At 72.4% G+C, this 17,197-nt stretch carries 16 protein-coding genes; 6 read left to right on the top strand and 10 right to left on the bottom strand.

Annotation, left to right across the window (positions count from 1 at the left end; all coding sequences use genetic code 11):
- The first annotated feature begins 207 nt into the window (after positions 1-207).
- Positions 208-3,207 carry a discoidin domain-containing protein gene (locus HD593_RS33265; RefSeq protein ID WP_185105912.1) on the top strand — a complete coding sequence of 1,000 codons (3,000 nt, stop codon included), beginning with the start codon at positions 208-210 and terminating at the stop codon, positions 3,205-3,207.
- Here HD593_RS33265 and HD593_RS33260 read toward each other — a convergent pair.
- Positions 3,204-5,999 carry an AfsR/SARP family transcriptional regulator gene (locus HD593_RS33260; protein ID WP_185105911.1) on the bottom strand — a complete coding sequence of 932 codons (2,796 nt, stop codon included), beginning with the start codon at positions 5,997-5,999 and terminating at the stop codon, positions 3,204-3,206. The genes HD593_RS33265 and HD593_RS33260 overlap by 4 nt on opposite strands.
- Positions 6,000-6,210: 211 nt before the next feature.
- On the opposite strand from HD593_RS33260, the gene HD593_RS33255 reads away from it, so the two are divergent.
- Positions 6,211-6,747: a hypothetical protein gene (locus tag HD593_RS33255; RefSeq protein ID WP_185105910.1), complete on the top strand. Its 537-nt coding sequence runs from the start codon at positions 6,211-6,213 to the stop codon at positions 6,745-6,747.
- 21 nt (positions 6,748-6,768) lie between these two features.
- Positions 6,769-7,209 carry a hypothetical protein gene (locus tag HD593_RS33250; protein WP_221525121.1) on the top strand — a complete coding sequence of 147 codons (441 nt, stop codon included), beginning with the start codon at positions 6,769-6,771 and terminating at the stop codon, positions 7,207-7,209.
- A gap of 19 nt (positions 7,210-7,228) precedes the next feature.
- On the opposite strand, the gene HD593_RS33245 is transcribed toward HD593_RS33250, so the two are convergent.
- Positions 7,229-7,849 carry a hypothetical protein gene (locus HD593_RS33245; protein ID WP_185105908.1) on the bottom strand — a complete coding sequence of 207 codons (621 nt, stop codon included), beginning with the start codon at positions 7,847-7,849 and terminating at the stop codon, positions 7,229-7,231.
- Positions 7,850-7,939: 90 nt separating this feature from the next.
- Entirely contained in the window at positions 7,940-8,443 is a 504-nt protein-coding gene (locus tag HD593_RS33240; protein WP_185105907.1) for a nuclear transport factor 2 family protein, read from the bottom strand.
- 34 nt (positions 8,444-8,477) lie between these two features.
- On the opposite strand from HD593_RS33240, the gene HD593_RS33235 reads away from it, so the two are divergent.
- On the top strand, positions 8,478-8,972 hold the full coding sequence (locus HD593_RS33235; protein ID WP_312903873.1) for a winged helix-turn-helix transcriptional regulator: 495 nt from the start codon (positions 8,478-8,480) through the stop codon (positions 8,970-8,972).
- Here the strand turns inward: HD593_RS33235 and HD593_RS33230 are convergent.
- The 7 genes from HD593_RS33230 to HD593_RS33200 are packed head-to-tail and all read right to left on the bottom strand — an operon-like array spanning position 8,969 to position 15,303.
- On the bottom strand, positions 8,969-10,402 hold the full coding sequence (locus HD593_RS33230) for an MFS transporter (RefSeq protein ID WP_185105906.1): 1,434 nt from the start codon (positions 10,400-10,402) through the stop codon (positions 8,969-8,971). The genes HD593_RS33235 and HD593_RS33230 overlap by 4 nt on opposite strands.
- Before the next feature lie 42 nt (positions 10,403-10,444).
- Positions 10,445-11,242, bottom strand: coding sequence for a glycerophosphodiester phosphodiesterase family protein (locus tag HD593_RS33225; RefSeq protein ID WP_221526215.1), 798 nt, complete (start codon positions 11,240-11,242; stop codon positions 10,445-10,447).
- A 39-nt stretch (positions 11,243-11,281) separates the two neighbouring features.
- On the bottom strand, positions 11,282-11,821 hold the full coding sequence (locus tag HD593_RS33220) for a TrmH family RNA methyltransferase (RefSeq protein ID WP_185105904.1): 540 nt from the start codon (positions 11,819-11,821) through the stop codon (positions 11,282-11,284).
- Entirely contained in the window at positions 11,818-12,408 is a 591-nt protein-coding gene (locus HD593_RS33215) for a class I SAM-dependent methyltransferase (RefSeq protein ID WP_185105903.1), read from the bottom strand. Before HD593_RS33215 ends, HD593_RS33220 begins: the two co-directional genes overlap by 4 nt.
- Before the next feature lie 11 nt (positions 12,409-12,419).
- Complete coding sequence (locus HD593_RS33210) at positions 12,420-13,367, bottom strand: VWA domain-containing protein (RefSeq protein WP_185105902.1); 948 nt, start codon at positions 13,365-13,367, stop codon at positions 12,420-12,422.
- A complete protein-coding gene (locus tag HD593_RS33205; RefSeq protein WP_185105901.1) occupies positions 13,364-14,305 on the bottom strand; it encodes a DUF58 domain-containing protein in 942 nt (313 codons plus the stop codon). The genes HD593_RS33210 and HD593_RS33205 overlap by 4 nt, the downstream gene beginning before the upstream one ends.
- The gene (locus tag HD593_RS33200; protein ID WP_185105900.1) at positions 14,302-15,303 is read right to left on the bottom strand and encodes an AAA family ATPase; all 1,002 of its coding nucleotides are present in this window, start codon (positions 15,301-15,303) and stop codon (positions 14,302-14,304) included. The genes HD593_RS33205 and HD593_RS33200 overlap by 4 nt, the downstream gene beginning before the upstream one ends.
- A gap of 55 nt (positions 15,304-15,358) precedes the next feature.
- Between HD593_RS33200 and HD593_RS33195 the strand changes: the two genes are divergently transcribed.
- Both HD593_RS33195 and HD593_RS33190 read left to right on the top strand, forming a co-directional pair.
- A complete protein-coding gene (locus tag HD593_RS33195; protein ID WP_185105899.1) occupies positions 15,359-16,132 on the top strand; it encodes a hypothetical protein in 774 nt (257 codons plus the stop codon).
- A 194-nt stretch (positions 16,133-16,326) separates the two neighbouring features.
- Complete coding sequence (locus HD593_RS33190) at positions 16,327-17,196, top strand: DUF2268 domain-containing putative Zn-dependent protease (RefSeq protein ID WP_185105898.1); 870 nt, start codon at positions 16,327-16,329, stop codon at positions 17,194-17,196.
- Position 17,197 lies beyond the last annotated feature (1 nt).

Here is a 17,197-nt window from a genome sequence, read left to right as displayed (position 1 = left end):
GGGGAAACGATCGGAGAGCGCTCTCCGAGGTTGACCCGTCCGCCGAGCGGCTGTCAAGGGGGCGGGACGAAACTGTTTCCCGGTCATGAGCAGCGGGTTTCGGACGAGTGAAGAGATGGGCCTTGACGCGCTTGCCCGGCTGGAGGAACCTCAGGGGTCGGAGAGCGCTCTCCCTGATCGTTGCGGCACCCGTACCTAGGAGAGGTCGTGCATCCAACTCGCAGCCCGGGCCGGTTCAGGAGGGGCACGGTCGTCGCCGCGCTGGCGGGCCTGCTCCTGTCCTGCCTGACACCCGCCGCCCCCGCTCAAGCACAACACACCGAGGCCCTGGCGGCGGACACCCTGCTCTCGCAGGGCAGGCCGGCGACGGCCTCGTCCTCGGAGGGCGCCGCGTGGAGCGCGGCGGCGGCCGTGGACGGCGACCGCACCGGCACCCGCTGGTCCAGCTCGTTCAGCGACCCGCAGTGGCTCCAGGTCGACCTCGGCGCTCCCGCGCGGATCTCCCGCGTGGTGCTCGACTGGGAGGCCGCCTACGCCACCGCCTTCAGGATCCAGACCTCGGCCGACGCCACCACCTGGACCGACGCCTACGCCACCACCACCGGCACCGGCGGCACCCAGACCATCGACCTCACCGCGACCGGCCGCTACGTCCGCATGTACGGCACCGCCCGGGCCACCGGCTACGGCTACTCCCTCTGGGAGTTCCAGGTGTACGGCCCAGCCGGCGACTCCTGGACGGACGTGTGGTCCGACGACTTCACCGGCCCCGCGGGCACCTCCCCGTCATCCGCGAACTGGATCCCGCGCACCGGCACCTCCTACCCGGGCGGCCCGGCGAACTGGGGCACCGGCGAGGTCGAGACCATGACCGCCGACCCCGCCAACCTCTCCCTGGACGGCGCCGGCCACCTCACGATCAAGGCCATCAAGGACGGCGCCGGCAACTGGACCTCCGCCCGCGTCGAGACCCAGCGCACCGACTTCGAGCCGCGGCCGGGCGAGCTGCTCAGGTTCAGCGCCCGTCTCAGGCAGCCCGGCGTGGCGAACCCGCTCGGCTACTGGCCCGGCTTCCGCGCCACCGGCGCCGCCTACCGCGGCGACCACACCAACTGGCCTGGCGTCGGCGAGACCGACATCATGACCGCCGTCAACGGCCGCGACCAGTACTCCGCCACCCTGCACTGCGGCACCGCCCCCGGCGGGGTGTGCAACGAGTACGACGGCCGCGGCAGCGGCCTGGCCACCTGCGCCGGCTGCCAGAGCGGCTACCACGAGTACACGCAGATCATCGACCGCACCAGGACCGACGAGGAGATCCGCTTCTACCTCGACGGCAGGCAGACCTGGGTGGTGCGCGAGAGCCAGGTCGGCGTGGCCGCCTGGAAGGCCGCCGTGCACCACGGCTTCTACCTCCGGCTCGACCTGGCCATCGGCGGCTCGCTGCCGGACGCCGTCGCCGGGCTCACCACCCCCGTCCCCGGCACCACGTCGGGCGGCGTGCTCAGCGTCGACTGGGTGAAGGTCTCCCGGCAGGCGGGTGCCGTCCCCGCCGCCATGACCGACCCGCCCGTCCCCGCCGGGCCGAGCGTCGTGCGCGTGGCCGGCACGCAGGGCGCCTGGCGGCTGGAGGTGAACGGCGCGCCGTTCGAGGTCAAGGGCCTGACGTACGGGCCGCCGCAGAACGCGGCCGACGGCTACATGCGGGACCTGGCTTCCATGGGCGTCAACACCATCCGCATCTGGGGCGTGGACGACACGCACACGCCGGCCCTGCTCGACACCGCCGCCAGGCACGGCATCAAGGTCATCGTGGGCCACTGGCTCAACCAGGGCGCGGACTACGTCAACGACACCGCGTACAAGACGAGCGTGAAGAACGAGATCGTGGCCCGCGTCAACGCGCTGAAGAACCGGCAGGGCGTGCTCATGTGGGACGTCGGCAACGAGGTCATCCTCACCATGCAGGACCACGGCCTGCCCGCCGACGTGGTGGAGCAGCGGCGGGTGGCGTACGCGAGGTTCGTCGACGAGGTGGCGCGGGCGATCCACGCCGCCGATCCGAACCACCCGGTCACCTCCACCGACGCCTACACCCACGCCTGGACCTACTACCGGGCCCACTCCCCGGCGCTCGACCTGCTCGCCGTCAACTCCTACGGCGCCATCGGCACCGTCAAGGACGACTGGATCAAGGGCGGCTACACCAGGCCGTACATCGTCACCGAGGCCGGCCCGGACGGCGAGTGGGAGGTGCCCGGCGACGTCAACGGCGTCCCCGACGAGCCGGGCGACCTGGCCAAGCGGGACATGTACACCGCGAGCTGGAACGCCGTGCGCGGCCACGCGGGCGTGGCGCTCGGCGCCACCGAGTTCCACTACGGGCTGGAGAACGACTTCGGCGGCGTCTGGCTCAACACCACGCCGGGAGGCTGGCGGCGGCACGGCTACCACGCGCTGAGGAAGGCGTACACCGGGCAGGACTCCCCGAACACGCCCCCGGAGATCACCTCCATGACGGTGGACTCGCGCACCGCCGTCCCGGCGGGCTCGGCGTTCGGCGTGGCGGTGGCCGCCACCGACAGGGACGGCGACCTGGTCCGCTACAACCTGATGTACAGCGACAAGCACATCACCGGCAACCGCGGCCTGTCGCACGTCACCTTCACCCAGACGGGGCCGGGCACGTTCACGGCGACGGCGCCGCAGCGGCTGGGCGTGTGGAAGGTGTACGTCTACGCCTACGACGGCCACGGCAACGTCGGCATCGAGCAGCGCTCGTTCCGCGTGGTGCCGCCGGTCGTCGCGGGCACGAACGTGGCGCGCGGCAAGCCGGCCACCGCCTCCACCCATCAGGCGACCGGCGACGGCGGCCCGTTCACCCCCGACCGGGCCACCGACGGCAGCTACGAGTCCCGCTGGGCCAGCGAGTGGTCCGATCCGCAGTGGCTGCGGGTGGATCTCGGCCAGGTCACCGCGATCAAGCACGTGCAGCTCGGATGGGAGGCCGCGTACGCCAGGGCGTACCAGGTGCAGACCTCGCTGAACGGCACGGACTGGACACCCGTGTTCACCACCACCACCACCGGTGACGGCGGCTTCGACGAGATCGCCGTGAACACCTCCGCCCGCTACGTCCGGCTGAACCTCACCCAGCGCGGCACCGCCTACGGCTACTCGCTCTGGGAGTTCGGCGTCTACGCCTAGAGCTGGTTCCTGATGGGGTCAGGCGTGTCCGGGACCGGCTGCGCCAGGTAGGCCGCCACCTCGGCGGGAGTCAGCAGCCGCGCCTCGCGCAGCAGGCCGAGCGACTCCCGCCAGGAGGCCCGGGCCTCCTCCGGCCGTCCGAGGTCGTGCAGGGCGTGGCCGAGCCACCAGGAGGACACGGCGGTGTAGAGCGTGAACCCCGTCTCACGCTGGAGCTCGACGGCGTGGCGGTAGTGCTCCACGGCCTCCTCGAGCAGGCCGGCGGCCCGGCAGGCGTCGCCCAGGGTGTCGCGGGCGACGCCGAGGCTGCCGGTGTCGTCCAGCTCCTCGGTCATGGCCAGGACGAGCCGTGCCTCCTCGACGGCTTCCTCGAATCTCCCCTGACGGTAGTAGACGTGCGCCCGGTTGTTGCGGACGTAGGACTGGTGATCCCGGCGGCCGGTGCGCTCGGTGATCGTGAGCGCGTGCTCCAGCGCGGCCAGGGCGTCGTCGTGGCGGCCCATCATGGTGTAGAGGGTCCCGAGGTCGTTGAGCATCCCCGCCTTGCGGTCCGGCAGCCCGGCCAGGTCCCAGCACGCCAGCCCCGCCTCCAGCTGGCGCAGGGACTCCGGGAAGCGGCCGAGCTGACTGTGGACGGAGGCGAGCCCCTGGTGCAGAACCGCCTTGCCTGCCCAGTCCGCCATCTCGTCGGCACCGCGCAGGGCCAGCTCGCTCACCTCGATCAGCTCGGAGAACCAGCCGCGCCGGTCGAACAGCCACTGGGTGGCGTTCGCGAGCACGGCCGCCGTGCGATCAGCGGAGTCACCGGCTGCCTGGCGGATCGCGGCCAGCAGGTTGTCCCGTTCGTGCTCGACCCACTCGTTGGCGGCCGCCACGGTGGCGAGCTCCTCCCCGGGCTGCTCGGCGGGGAAGTCGTCGTAGTCCCCGGTGCGGCCACTCACCAGGCATTCCGCCCGTACCGCCGTGGCCAGGTAGTGGTGCAGCGCGCGGCGGACCGCGGCTGCCCGCTCCTCCCCGGGGAGCTCCTGCTCCCTGGCGTAGAGGCGGACCAGGTCGTGGAACTGGTACCCGCGGGACCCGGCGGGTTCGAGGAGCCGGGCGTCCAGGAGGCGTTCCAGCGCCGCCTCGGCGCGCTGTTCCGGCCAGCCCGCCAGGGCGGCGGTGGCGGCGGGGGTGTGCGTGGGCAGTTCGAGCAGGCCGAGCAGGGTCAGCAGGCGCGCGGCGTCCCGCCCGGCCGGGTCCTCCCGCAGGTGCTGGTGGCTGACCGCGATGCCGGCGCGTACGGCCAGGTCGGCGTACTCCAGCAGGTCCAGGCGGCGGGTGGCGTCGGCGAGCCGTACCGCCAGGTCGGAGAGCGTCGCGCCGGGGCGGGCCGCCAGCCGGGCGCCCGCGATCCGGAGCGCGAGCGGGAAGCCGCCGCAGAGCCGGACGATCTCCGCGGCCGCCTCCGGCTCGGCGGCCACCCGGCCGGCGCCGACGAGGTGGGTGAGCAGCGCCGCAGCCTCGGGGCCGGCGAGCGTGCCGAGGTGCAGGTGGTGGGCGTTGTCCAGGACGGCGAGGGGCTCGCGGCTGGTGATGAGGACCCGGCAGCCCGCCCCGCCGGGGATGAGCGGGCGGACCTGGCGTACGTCGCGGGCGTTGTCGAGGATCACCAGCAGGTCGCACGCCGCGGTGAGCGAGCGGTAGCGGGCGGCGGCCTCCCCGGGGTCGGCGGGCACGGCGGTGCCGTCGAGGCCCAGCGAGCGCAGCAGGTGGCGGAGCGCTTCGAGGGGCGTCAGCGGGGCGAGCCCGGAGGTGGCGCCGTGCAGGTTGACGTAGACGACGCCGTCGGCGAAGCGGTCGCCGACGGCGTGCGCGACGTGGACGGCCAGGGCCGACTTGCCGATGCCGCCGGGACCGTCGATGACCGTGACGGCAGGACCGTCGCCGTCGACGAGGGCGGCCCGCAGCCGCTCGACCTCGGCGGCCCGCGCGGTGAACGCCTGGGTGTCGGCGGGCAGCTCGGCGGGCACGAGCGGCACGACCTGCGCGGGGGTGCCGAGGTCGAGCGCCGGGTCGCGGGCGAGGATGGCCTGCTGGAGGCGGCGCAGCTCGGAGCCGGGCTCGATGCCCAGCTCGGCGACCATGGCGCGGCGGGTGTCCTGGTAGACGGCCAGCGCCTCGGCGGATCGGGCGTCGCGGTACAGGGCCAGCATGAGCTGGGCGGCGGGCCGCTCGCGCAGCGGGTGCGCCTTGACGTGGCCGGCGAGCTCGCCGGCCACGGCGTGGTGGTCCCCCGCGGCGAGCCGCAGGTCGAGGTGCTCCTCCAGGGCGGACAGCCGCTCCTCCGCCAGCCTGCCGGCCTCGAGCCTCGCCCACGGCGCGTCCACCTCGGCCAGCGCCGGGCCCCGCCACAGCGCGAGCGCCTGGCGGAACAGCGTGTCGGCGGTCGCCGCGTCCTGCGCGCGGGCGCCGCGCGCCTGCCGGACCAGGCGGGTGAACAGATGCGCGTCGACCTGGTCGCGGTCGAGGGCGAGCCGGTAGCCGCCGGGCAGGGTCTCGATGAGGTCCTGACCGCAGTGGGCGGCCAGCGCCTCGCGCAGCTTGGAGATCACGATGTGGAGCTGCTTGGCCGGGGTCGACGCCGGGCTGTGCGCCCACACGTCGGCGAGGATGCGGTCGGCGTGCACGGCCTGGCCCGCGTCCACGGCGAGCCTGGCCAGGACCCCGATCCGCCGCTGTCCCGCCAGCTTGATCGCGTGACCGTCCGCAGTGATCTCCCACGGACCGAGGTATCCGATCTCCAGACCCATGCCGGGCAGCCCCTCTTCGTCGCCGGACTCAGCAGCGTAACGATCAGCCGCGAGGGCGGCGACCGGTTCGCGGGTGTCCGGAGGGATGGGCCCGTTAAGTCGTTTGCAAGCGGGTTCCCAGTGCCGATGGAGATCATTTGCCCGCGATGTGCACGGGGTCCCGACGGCCCCGGACGGCGGCGTCATCGCGACGGGAAACAGGAGGTGAGGAATGGCGACGACGACGGCGATCAGCGTTTCCACGCTCAACGGGCGCCACCACAAGGCAGCGCTCACGATCTTCATGGTCATCGTGGTGGCGCACTGGGCGGAGCACCTGGTCCAGGCCGTGCAGGTGTACGCGTGGGGCTGGCCGCTGGCCGACGCCCGGGGCGTGCTCGGCCTGCCGTTCCCGTGGCTGGTGACCTCCGAGTGGATGCACTACGGCTACGCGCTGATCATGCTCATCGGCCTCGTGCTGCTGCGCAAGGGCTTCACCGGCAGCTCGCGTACGTGGTGGAACATCTCCCTCGGCATCCAGGTGTGGCACCACATGGAGCACCTGCTGCTGCTCCTGCAGAAGCTCAGCGGCCTGTACCTGATGGGCCGCCCGGTCCCGACGAGCGTCCTGCAGCTCATCTGGCCCAGGATGGAGCTGCACCTGTTCTACAACGCGATCGTCTTCGCGCCGATGGTGGTGGCCATGCTGCTCCACCGCCGCGCCGGATCGCACGCCGGGGCCACCTGCACCTGCGCGGTCGCGCACTAGGCCATGCGGGTCGAGCGGCGCTTGAGCGCGTTCACGGTGGCGCTGGCCGGGCTGGGGCTGCTGCTGCTGTTCTGGTCGGTCCCGGAGCTGGGCCCCACCATCAAGGCCGCGCGGGCCGACGGGGTGAGCGGCGTGTTCACCGCCGGCGAGCTGCGGTGCGTCCAGCATCCCGGGCACGAGTCCTGCGTCTGGGCGGGGGACTTCGCCTCCGCCGACGGGCGGGTGCTGCGGCACGACGTCGAGTTGTACGGCAGCGACCGCGGCACGCTCGCCGCCGGGCGGACCACGCAGGCCGTGGACACCGGGCGGGCGAGCCGCGTCTACGGGCCTGACGGCTCGGGGGAGTGGCTGTTCACCAGCCTGCTCGCCCTGGCCGGAGCGGCCCTGCTGGCCGTGGCGGCCAGGCGCCTGTGGCGCCGCCCGGCACCGAAGCCCTCACCGGCCGCCGGCCTGGCGCCCTGACCGTCCCAGGCCGGGGCCCTCAGGCACCGGCGGGCCGGCGGGCGGAGCCGGCGGCCCGCCACAGCGCGGCCGCCGCCCACAGCCCGCCGGCCATCACCAGGACGCCGTGGGCGACACGCACCGGGTACGGCGTGAAGAACTGCGGCAGGAACAGCACGAACCCCAGCGCCAGCACCGTGCCGCTCCAGCGCGGCAGCGTGCCGGACCGCCGGACGGCCACCGCCGCCATGACCGTGCCCGCGGCCAGCAGCAGGAGCCCGGTGGCGAACATGGTGACCGCGACCGGCCCGTACCTGAACTCTTCGGCCAGCTCCATCAGCGCCGGCGCCCCGTCACGGAGGGAGCGCCGGGCGATGACGTTCAGGCCGAAGTCCTCGGCCCCGTAGTACGGCAGCGTCAGGCCCGCACCGACCCAGGTCACCGCCGCCGCCCGCAGCGACAGCCGGTCGCCGAGCACCTGGTGCAGCCCGAGGACCGCCAGGCCGAGCAGGATGAACCCGGCCATCGCGGCCGCGTGCCCGGCGACCCACGCGGTGGAGGCCATGGCGGCGGCGTCGTCGCCGGACGGGCGGACGGCGATGTAGACGAGGAAGAGGACGCCGGCGGCGGCGAAGGCCGCGGACGTGAGCCTGGGGGACATCAATGCTCCTTCAAGAGGGCGTTGCTCCGTTGTGTGAGCAATGCTCTCTATTTGGCGCACCGATGTCAAGAGCGGTGCTCTCTCTTTGGATCAGCGAGCACGGGTCACGAGCGGGACGAGCGTCCTGTCGCCCAGCGCGGTCATCGCGGCCAGCGGCTTGACCGCCGCCGCGACCAGCAGCGACACGGCCGGCCTGCCCGCGGCCCTGGCCAGCCCCGGACCGAGCGCGGCCATCAGCGCGGTCAGCGCCGGTAGCGGCCGGATCCACAGCGTGATCTCCCTGAGCAGCCCGTCCTCGCCGACCTCGACCATGGCGGCCTCGTGGATCTCCCTGTCGCCCAGCCTTGCGGTCGCCGTGAGCGCGCGCGTCCGGTCGTCGCCCACGTCGCTGTGGTACCGCAGGTCCGACAGCACGTCGAACACCACGGAGAACAGCTGGACCGCCTGCTCCTTGCCCCGGAACTCGGCCGTGGCGGACAGCGGCGAGTGGAAGACGACGTCCTCGGACAGGGTGGCGGCGAGCGCGGCGAGATCGTGCGCCTCGCCGGCCCGCCGGTACGCGAGCGCGGGTGAGTCCTGAATGTGAACTGTCATGAGTTCACTTTATCAACCCACTATCCTGGGTTCCGTGAACAGGTTCGGTGAGATGCACTGCTCCATCGCCCAGGCCGTCGGCGTCATCGGCGAGCCGTGGACGCCGCTGATCCTGCGGGACCTGTTCCTGGGCCTGCGCAGGTTCGACGACCTGGCGGAGGACCTGGGGATCTCCCGCAACCTGCTGACCCGCAGGCTGGAGCACCTGGTCGCGGCCGGGGTGGTGGAGAAGCGGCCCTACCAGGAACGGCCGCCACGCCACGAGTACGTCCTGACGCGGGCCGGGCGCGACATCGTGCCCGCCCTGATGACGCTGATGGCCTGGGGCGACCGCTGGGCCACCCCGCCCGGCGGGCCGCCCGCGCTGCTCGTGCACTCGTGCGGCGAGCAGTTCACGCCCGTCGTCACGTGCCCGCACTGCGGCGGCGAGGTCACGGCCGACACGGTGACGGCCGTGGCCGGGCCCGGGGCGGCGCAGGGGCCCGGCACGATGGTGCTGGCGGCAGGGGCCGGCGAGCCGGGCGCCTAGACGCGGGCGGGGACCTCGTTGCCGGCCGCGCGGATGGCCTTGGGCAGGTTCGTCATGGCCAGCAGCACGAAACCGAGCACGAAGAAGACGACCATCGACAGGATCGCGATCCGGTAGCTGTTGGTGAACTGCAGCGCCAGCGTGATCGTCAGCGAGCCGATGAACGCCGAGCCCTTGTCGCTGATCTGCAGCAGGCTGAAGTACTCCGCCTCCCGCCCCTTCGGGATCACCTGCGAGAACAGCGAGCGCGACAGCGCCTGCGTGCCGCCCAGCACGATCGCGATCGCGAACGCCATCAGGTAGAACTGCAGCGCCTGCCCCTCGGCCACGAACATGGCCATCGCCACGATCGCCGTCCACAACACCAGGCTCGCCAGCACCGTACGCTTCGTGCCGAAACTCCGCGCCAGCCGGCCGAGCAGCAGCGCCCCGAAGAACGCCACGAACTGCACCATCAGGATCGCCGTGATCTGCACCTCCTGCGGCAGCTTGAGCGCCTCGGAGGCGAACGCCGCGCTGTTGCCGATGACCGTCTGCACGCCGTCGTTGTAGACCAGGTAGGCCACCAGGAACAGCAGCGTCAGCGGGTAGCGGCGCAGCTCGGACAGGGTGCGGCCGAGCTGGCGGAAGCTGCCGCCGACCGAGCGCAGCGCCGTCGTCTCGTGCGCCGGCACCGGCCGGTTGCGCAGCCGCAGCAGCGGGATGATCGTGAACGTGGCCCACCACAGGCCCGCCGACATCATGCAGATGCGCACCGCCATGCCCTGGGTCAGCCCCAGGCTCTCGTACTGCAGGTAGAGCACCAGGTTGAGGGCCAGCAGCAGGCCGCCGCCCAGGTAACCGATGGCCCAGCCGCGCGAGGAGACCCCGTCGCGCTCCTCCGGAGTGGAGATCTGCGGCAGGAACGAGTCGTAGACCACGATGGAGGCGCCGTAGGCCAGGTTGGCCAGGATGAACAGCACGCCGCCGAGCAGGTACCGGTCGCCCTCGACGAAGAACAGGCACAGCGCGGCCAGCGCTCCGGCGTAGGCGAAGACGCCGAGCATCTCCTTCTTGCGGCCGGTGTGGTCGGCCAGCGCGCCCACGATCGGCAGGATCACGATCTGCAGGAACACCGCGACCGTGGTGATCAGGCCGAAGTACGCGGCCGGCCTGATGTCGGCGCCCAGCACGTCCACGTACCCGAGCCCGGGGCTGGCGGCGGCGAGCTGGTCGAAGGTGTCCACGCACCTGCCGGGCTCCACGGACGGGAAGTCCTTGGCGCAGGCCGCGGTCTTGGCGACCGGGATGAGGTACGGGCCGAGGAAGACCGAGATGACCACCGTGTAGAAGGCGGAGTTGGCCCAGTCGTAGAAGTACCAGCCGCGCTGCTCGCGCCGGCGCGCTCCGGGGGAGTCGTCGAGAACCGCGGGGGGTGCGGGTACGGGCATGGTGACGGATCGCTCCTCTTACGGCGTAGGGGGATGCCGCTGTCAGGCGGCCAGGCTGCCGGGATGCCACAGCTCCCGGCGCTCCAGCACGTCACGCAGGCCGGTGACGTTGTCGGTCATGATGCCGTCCACGCCCAGGTCGAGCAGCTGCTCCATGCGGGCGGGGTCGTTGATGGTCCACACGTGCACCTGCATGCCGATGGCGTGTGCCGTACGGATGAGGCGGCGGGTGGTGACCCGCAGGCCGCGGAAGCCCACCGGCACCTGCGCGCACGGCACCCCGGCGCGCGACAGCCGGGCCAGCAGGCGGCCGTAACCCGAGGTGGTCGCGGCGGCCCGCAGCGCGGCCACGGCGCGCGGCCCGAGCGCCGAGCACACCTCCCTGCCGATCGCCGCCCTGGCCAGCACCAGCCGCTCGTCGGAGAACGAGGTCAGGCAGATCCGGTCGTAGGCGTTGGTGCGCCTGACCGCCTCGGCCAGCGGGGCGATGGCGGCCGCCTCCTTGACGTCGATGTTGAACCGGATCTCCGGCCAGGTGCCGAGCAGGTCCTCCAGCAGCGGGATCTCGTGCACGCCGCCGATGCGGGCCCGCCTGACCGCCCGGTAGGGCAGCTCCGAGATGCGGCCGCGCTGGTCGGTCACCCGGTCGAGCGTGTGGTCGTGGAAGGCCAGCAGCACGCCGTCGGAGGTGGCGTGCGCGTCGGTCTCCAGGTAGGTGTAGCCGAGCGCGACCGCCCGTTCGAACGCGGCGGCGGTGTTCTCCGCGCCCTCCGCCGCCCCGCCGCGGTGGGCGAAGGCCAGCGGGCCCGGATGGTCGAGGAAGGCGAATCGGCGGCTCAGCACGTCCTGAAGTATGCCCTTCCCGAGTGAACGGTTCGGTTACGAATCAGGGAGATTCTGCCACTCCTGGCGGCGCGCCTCCGCAAGCGCGATCGCCGCGGCCACCGCCACGTTGAACGAGCCGACCCGCCCGACCTGCGGGATGTAGCAGGCGCCGTCGACGGCGTCGAGCAGGGCGGGGGAGCAACCGTGGTCCTCGCTGCCGACCACCAGGCACACGTCGCGGGCCAGGTCCGCCCTGTGGAGTGGTCTGGCCTCGGCGGTCAGCTCGATCGCGAGCACCGCGTAGCCGGCCTCCCTGGCCGCCTTGACCGCCTCCACGGCCGGCACCGCCTCGTGCCAGGTGACCAGGCGCTCGGTGCCCAGCGCGGTCTTGCCCGCCTTGGGGTTGGTGGGCGGCGTGGCGTTGCCCGCAAGCCAGATCTCGTCCACGCCGAACGCGGCGGCGCTGCGGAAGATCGAGCCGATGTTGAACGGGCCGGTGACCGACTCGATGATCAGGCCGAGGCGATTCGCGGTGTTCCTGCGCCAGGTGCGGTTGAGCCGCTTGACGTCGGTGGGGCGCAGCTGCCTTCTCACGGGGTCACCTTCAAGATCCGGTAGGCGGCCCGGCTGGCCTCGCGGGAGGCCTGCCAGCCCTGCTCGCCGAGCCAGCGCTGCAGGGAGTCCGAGCCGAGGTGTTTCTGGACGACCAGGTAGGCCACGCCGTCGGGCGTCAGCCGGGTGAGCCACCTGGTGAGCATCTCGTGCAACGCCTGCTTCCCAATTCGGATCGCAGGATTAGACCAGATGGCCCGAAATTTCACTTCATCTGGCACTTCATCGACATGTACTGACCTTACTTTGTCAAGGGCGGCGGCCCGGGCGTTCCGCTCGGTCAGCTCCAGGCTGCGCCGGTTCACATCGACGGCCCACACCGTCGCGGCCGGCGCCCGCTTGGCCATGGTCAGCGCGATCGGCCCGTAGCCGCAGCCCAGGTCGAGCAGATCGCCCTCCTGTGGCGGCGGCGGAACGCTCTCCAGCAGCACGCGCGTGCCGACGTCCACCCGCTCGGGGGAGAACACGCCGCTGTCGGTCTCCAGCCGCAGGTGCAGATCGGGCAGGACGAGATCGACGGAGCCCGGCCTGCTCGCGGTGCTCGGCTGCTCGGAGAAATAGTGGGCCACGTCGCCAAACGTTACGGGATCCGCGAACCGAACAGGACCGCGGCGCCCGCCACCAGCAGTCCGGCCAGGATGGCGGCCACGATGAACCACTGGGTGATCTCCTGGTTGACCAGCTTGTAGCCGAGCGAGGTGCCGATCTGCTCGTAGACCTCGCGCAGCTCGCTGCCGGACTCGGCGGCGTAGGCACGGCCGCTGGTGCCGTCGGACAGCGACTGCAGGGTCTGCTTGTTGACCGGGACGTTCACGGGCCGCCCGTCGATGTTGACCGTGCCCTCCTGGGTGCCGTACGCGATGGTGGAGACCGGGACGCGGGCCTGCTGTGCGGCCTCGATGGCCTCGTTCACGGAGCGGCCGGAGGTGTTGTCTCCGTCGGAGAGCAGGACGATGGCGGCGGGGGGCGGGTCGGTGGCGGCCTGCTGGTCGAAGGAGCGCACCGACTCCAGCGCGTTGAAGACGGCCTCGCCGATGGCGGTGCCCGGGCGGGTGGTGAGGTTGCCGATGGCGGTGACGACGGCCTGGTGGTCGGTGGTGGGGGAGACGACGACGTTGGCGGAGCGGGCGAAGGCGACGACGCCGACGTTGAAGCGGTCGGGCAGCTCCCTGGCGAAGGCCTGGGCGGCGGCCTTGGCGGCGGCGATGCGGTTGGGCTGGACGTCGTCGGCGTCCATGGACAGGGAGACGTCCAGGGCGACGATGATGGTGGCGCGGTCGCGGGGCACGCGTACCTGGTCGGCGGGCTTGGCGGCGCCGATGACCAGCAGGGACATCATGGCGAGGAAGAGCGCGGGGGCGACGTGGCGGCGCCAGCCGGGGCCGGCGGGGGCGACGAGGTCGAGCAGGGCCAGGTTGGTGAAGCGCACGGTGTAGCGGCGGCGGGCGAACATCGCCAGGATGTAGCCGGCCACGAGCAGCAGCACCAGCACGAACAGCCACAACCAGCCCGGGGCGAGGAACGTCATGGGGTGGGCCTCCGGTGGGCGAGGTGGCTCATGCGGCGCTGGCGCAGCACGAACTGCGCGACGTCGAAGACCCAGTCGCGGTCGGTGCGGAGCACGAGGTGGGCGATGCCGGCGCGGCGCAGGGCCAGGCGGGTGCCCTCGCGCTGCAGGGCGGCGGCCTCCGCGTACGCGCGCCGAATCTTGGACGAAAGGTGCACTTCGCGTACTTTCCCGGTCTCGGGGTCGGCGAACGCGACGCGGCCCACGTCGGGGAGTTCGAGCTCGCGGGGGTCGATGACCTCGACGGCCAGCACCTGGTGGCGGGCCGCCAGCCGCCTGATGGGGCGTTCCCAGGGGCGTTCGGCGTCGAGGTCGAGGTCGGGGTGGGCGTCGAGGAAGTCGGAGACGACCAGCCGCATGCCGCGCCGCCTGCGGGAGGCCGAGAGGATCTCGAGTCCTTCGGCGAGGTCGGGCGGGTCGGGCACGACGCTGCCGCGGGGGGCGTCCATGAGGGAGTTCAGCAGGCCGTACAGGGCCGGGCGGCCGGTGCGGGCGGGCATGCGGTGCACGAACTCGTCGTGGATGACCAGCGCGCCGAACCGGTCGCCCATCCGGCTGGACAGGAACCCGATCGCGCCGACGGCGGCCACGACCAGGTCGCGCTTGTCGGTGTCGGCGGTGCCGAAGTCCATGCTGGGCGACAGGTCGGCCAGGGCCCAGGTCTCCAGCTCGCGGTCGGCGATGAGGTCGCGCACGTGCGGGATGGTGGTGCGGGCGGTGACGTTCCAGTCCATGCGGCGTACGTCGTCCTCGCCCGGCACGTAGACGCGGCTGTCGCCGGCCTCGCTGCCGGCGCCGGGCAGCAGCCCCTGGTGGGCGCCGTGCAGGAGGCCGTCGAGGCGCCGGGTGACGGTCAGCTCCAGGCGGCGCAGGGCCTGCTCTGCTGTGGAGGGGCTCAACGGTTCTGGTTCCAGACGACGAGGGGCGGGGGGACGGCCTGGAGGATCTGCTTGACGACGCTCTCGGGGTCGACGCCGTCGGCGAGGGCGTCGAAGGTGAGCATCAGGCGGTGGGACATGACGTCCACGGCGACGTCGCGTACGTCGTCGGGCAGCAGGTAGTCGCGGCCGCGCAGCAGGGCCAGGGCCCGGCCGGCGGAGACGAGGCCGAGGGTGGCCCGGGGGCTGACGCCGATCTCGATGGTCTCGGTGAGGTCGCTCAGGCCGTACTCGGCGGGGGCGCGAGTGGACATGACGAGCCGTACGACGTAGTCGGCGACGAGCTGGTGCACCGAGACCTGCTCGGCGGCCTCCTGCAGGGCCAGCAGCTTGTCGGGGTCGAGCACCCGCTCGGGGACGGGCGGCCTGACGCTCATCCGGTGCAGGATCTCCAGCTCCTCGTGGGCGCTGGGGTGCGGCACGCGCACCCGGAACAGGAACCGGTCGCGCTGCACCTCGGGCAGGGGGTAGACGCCCTCGGACTCGATGGGGTTCTGGGTGGCCAGCACGATGAACGGCCTGGGCAGGGGGTGGGTGACGCCGGCGAGGGTGACCTGGCGCTCGGCCATCACCTCCAGCAGCGCGGACTGGACCTTGGCGGGGGCGCGGTTGATCTCGTCGGCCAGCAGGAAGTTGACGAAGACGGGGCCGAGCTCGACGTCGAACTTCTCGTTGGAGGGGTGGTAGACGCGGGTGCCGACGATGTCGCTCGGCACGAGGTCGGGGGTGAACTGGATGCGGGCGAACGTGCCGCCCACGACGGTGGCCAGGGTGGCGGCCGCGAGGGTCTTGGCGACGCCTGGGACGCCTTCGAGCAGGCAGTGCCCGCGCGCCAGCAGGGCCACGAGCAGCCTTTCGACCATGTGGTCCTGCCCGACGATGACACGCCGGACCTCGTCGAGACTCTGACGCAGCATGGCCGCGTCGGTTCCGCCTGGCAACTCTTCGGCGACGCTCATGACGCCATTCCACCAAACGCGCCGCAAACGTGCACGACGCCACGTCTGTGCTTTCATGGCAAACGTGGCAAGTCCCCTGCAGTTCGGTGATCCTCCCCGGCTGGGGCCCTACGTGGTGCAGGCGCGCCTGCACACGGCGCCGGCCGGGTTCGTCTACCTGGGCCAGGCGCCCGACGGGCGTGCCGTGTCGCTGGCGGTGCTCACCCGGGGAGCGGCCTACGACGCCGCGGCGCGGGACCGGTTCGTCACGGCGGTGCGCGAGGCGGGCGGCAGGGAGCGGGCCGGGAGGCGGGGGTGGCTGGGGCTTCCCGGGCGGCCCAGGGGCGCGGTGCTGGAGGGTGCGCCCGAGGTGCTGGCGTTCGACGGGGGGCAGGCGCCGTGGGTGGCGGTGCCGTACGCGCCGGGGCGGCCGGGGGCCGAGCGGTTCCTGGAGCCCGTCATGGTGGGCGGGACGTTCATCGGGGAGGCGCACGGGCCGGACTTCGTGCCGTACTGGCTGACCGACCGGGCGCCGGCGCTGCCGGGGCCGACCCGGCGTCGGCTGCCGCCGACGGAGACGCGCAAGCGGGTGCTGCTGGCGGCGCTGGCGCTGGTGCTGCTGCTCGTGCTGGTGACGGTGATCCTGCTGTTGCTGCTGCTCGGGCGGCAGGACAGCGAGCAGCAGCCGCGGCAGTTGCCGCCGACGGTGTTCGTGCCGACGCCGCCGCCGACTCCGGAGACGCCGGTGCCGCAGCCGTCGCCCTCGCAGTCGCCGTCGCCGTCGGAGAGTGGGCAGAGCACGCCGGGACGTTCGCCTGGTGAGGACCCGGGCGACGAGTCGCCGCTGTGAGCCTGTCCGCTTGTGAGCCCGCTCAGCTGTGAGGCCGCTCGGCTGTGAGGCCGCTCGGTTGTGAGGCCGCTCGGTTGTGAGGCCGCTCGGCTGCGCGCCCGCTCGGCTGCGCGCCCGTTTGGCTGTGAGTCCGTTTGGCCGTGAGCCGTTAATCGCTTGAGTCTCACGTAACGTGAGGCTTTAGCGTCCACGGCATGGAAATCATCATTCACGACACGCTTGCCGAGATGGCCGCCATGCTGGAGGGGCCGCTGGACAAGCGGCCCGACGCGCTGCGGGAGATGATGGCGCCGACGCGGGCGATCATCCCGATCCCGGGCGATCTCGTCGACATCCACCACAACGGCGGCGGCTTCCGCGTGGACGCCGAGGACCCGCGCTACCTGCCGGCCGTGCGCCGCATGATCGAGCAGGACGTGCTCGGTCAGGTGCGGCGCGAGCTGGAGCGGGCCTCGCAGCGGCTGGCCGAGGTGGGGGCCGCGCAGCCGGACGTGGTGAAGGTCATGTTCGCGATGGGCGATCCCGGCAACGAGCACCTGATGACCACGTCCGGCGGCTACTACGGCATGGGCGGCGGCTCGGAGTGGCTGTACCTGCTGGCCTGGCCGTTGGACGAGGTGATCGGGCGGATCGGGCACCTGGCGGTGCACGAGTTCCACCACAAGGTCCGCTTCACCAACGTGGAGTGGAACCCGGTGACCGTGACGGTCGGCGAGCATGTGATCGCCGAAGGGCTGGCCGAGGCGTTCGTACGCGAGCTGTCGGGGCCGGAGGCGATGGGGCCGTGGTCGGCGATGGTGGCCGGGGAGGCGTACGAGCGGGCCTACGAGAAGATCACGGCGAACTTCTGGCTGGAGGGGATGCAGCACACGAGCGCGTACGTGCTGGGCGACGGCCCCATGCAGAGGTTCGGCCAGGAGCCGCGCGGCATTCCCGACATGGCGGGATACGCGGTGGGGCTGAACCTGGTCGATCGCGCGCTGGCCGGTGCCGGCCTGACCGCCGCCGAGGCGACCGTGCTGCCGGCCGCCGAGCTGCTGCGGAGGGGAGGGGTGAGCCTCTAGC

This window comes from Nonomuraea rubra (genome assembly GCF_014207985.1).
In the GTDB taxonomy this organism is placed as follows: domain Bacteria; phylum Actinomycetota; class Actinomycetes; order Streptosporangiales; family Streptosporangiaceae; genus Nonomuraea; species Nonomuraea rubra.
This window is presented reverse-complemented; position numbering and strand designations above follow the sequence as displayed.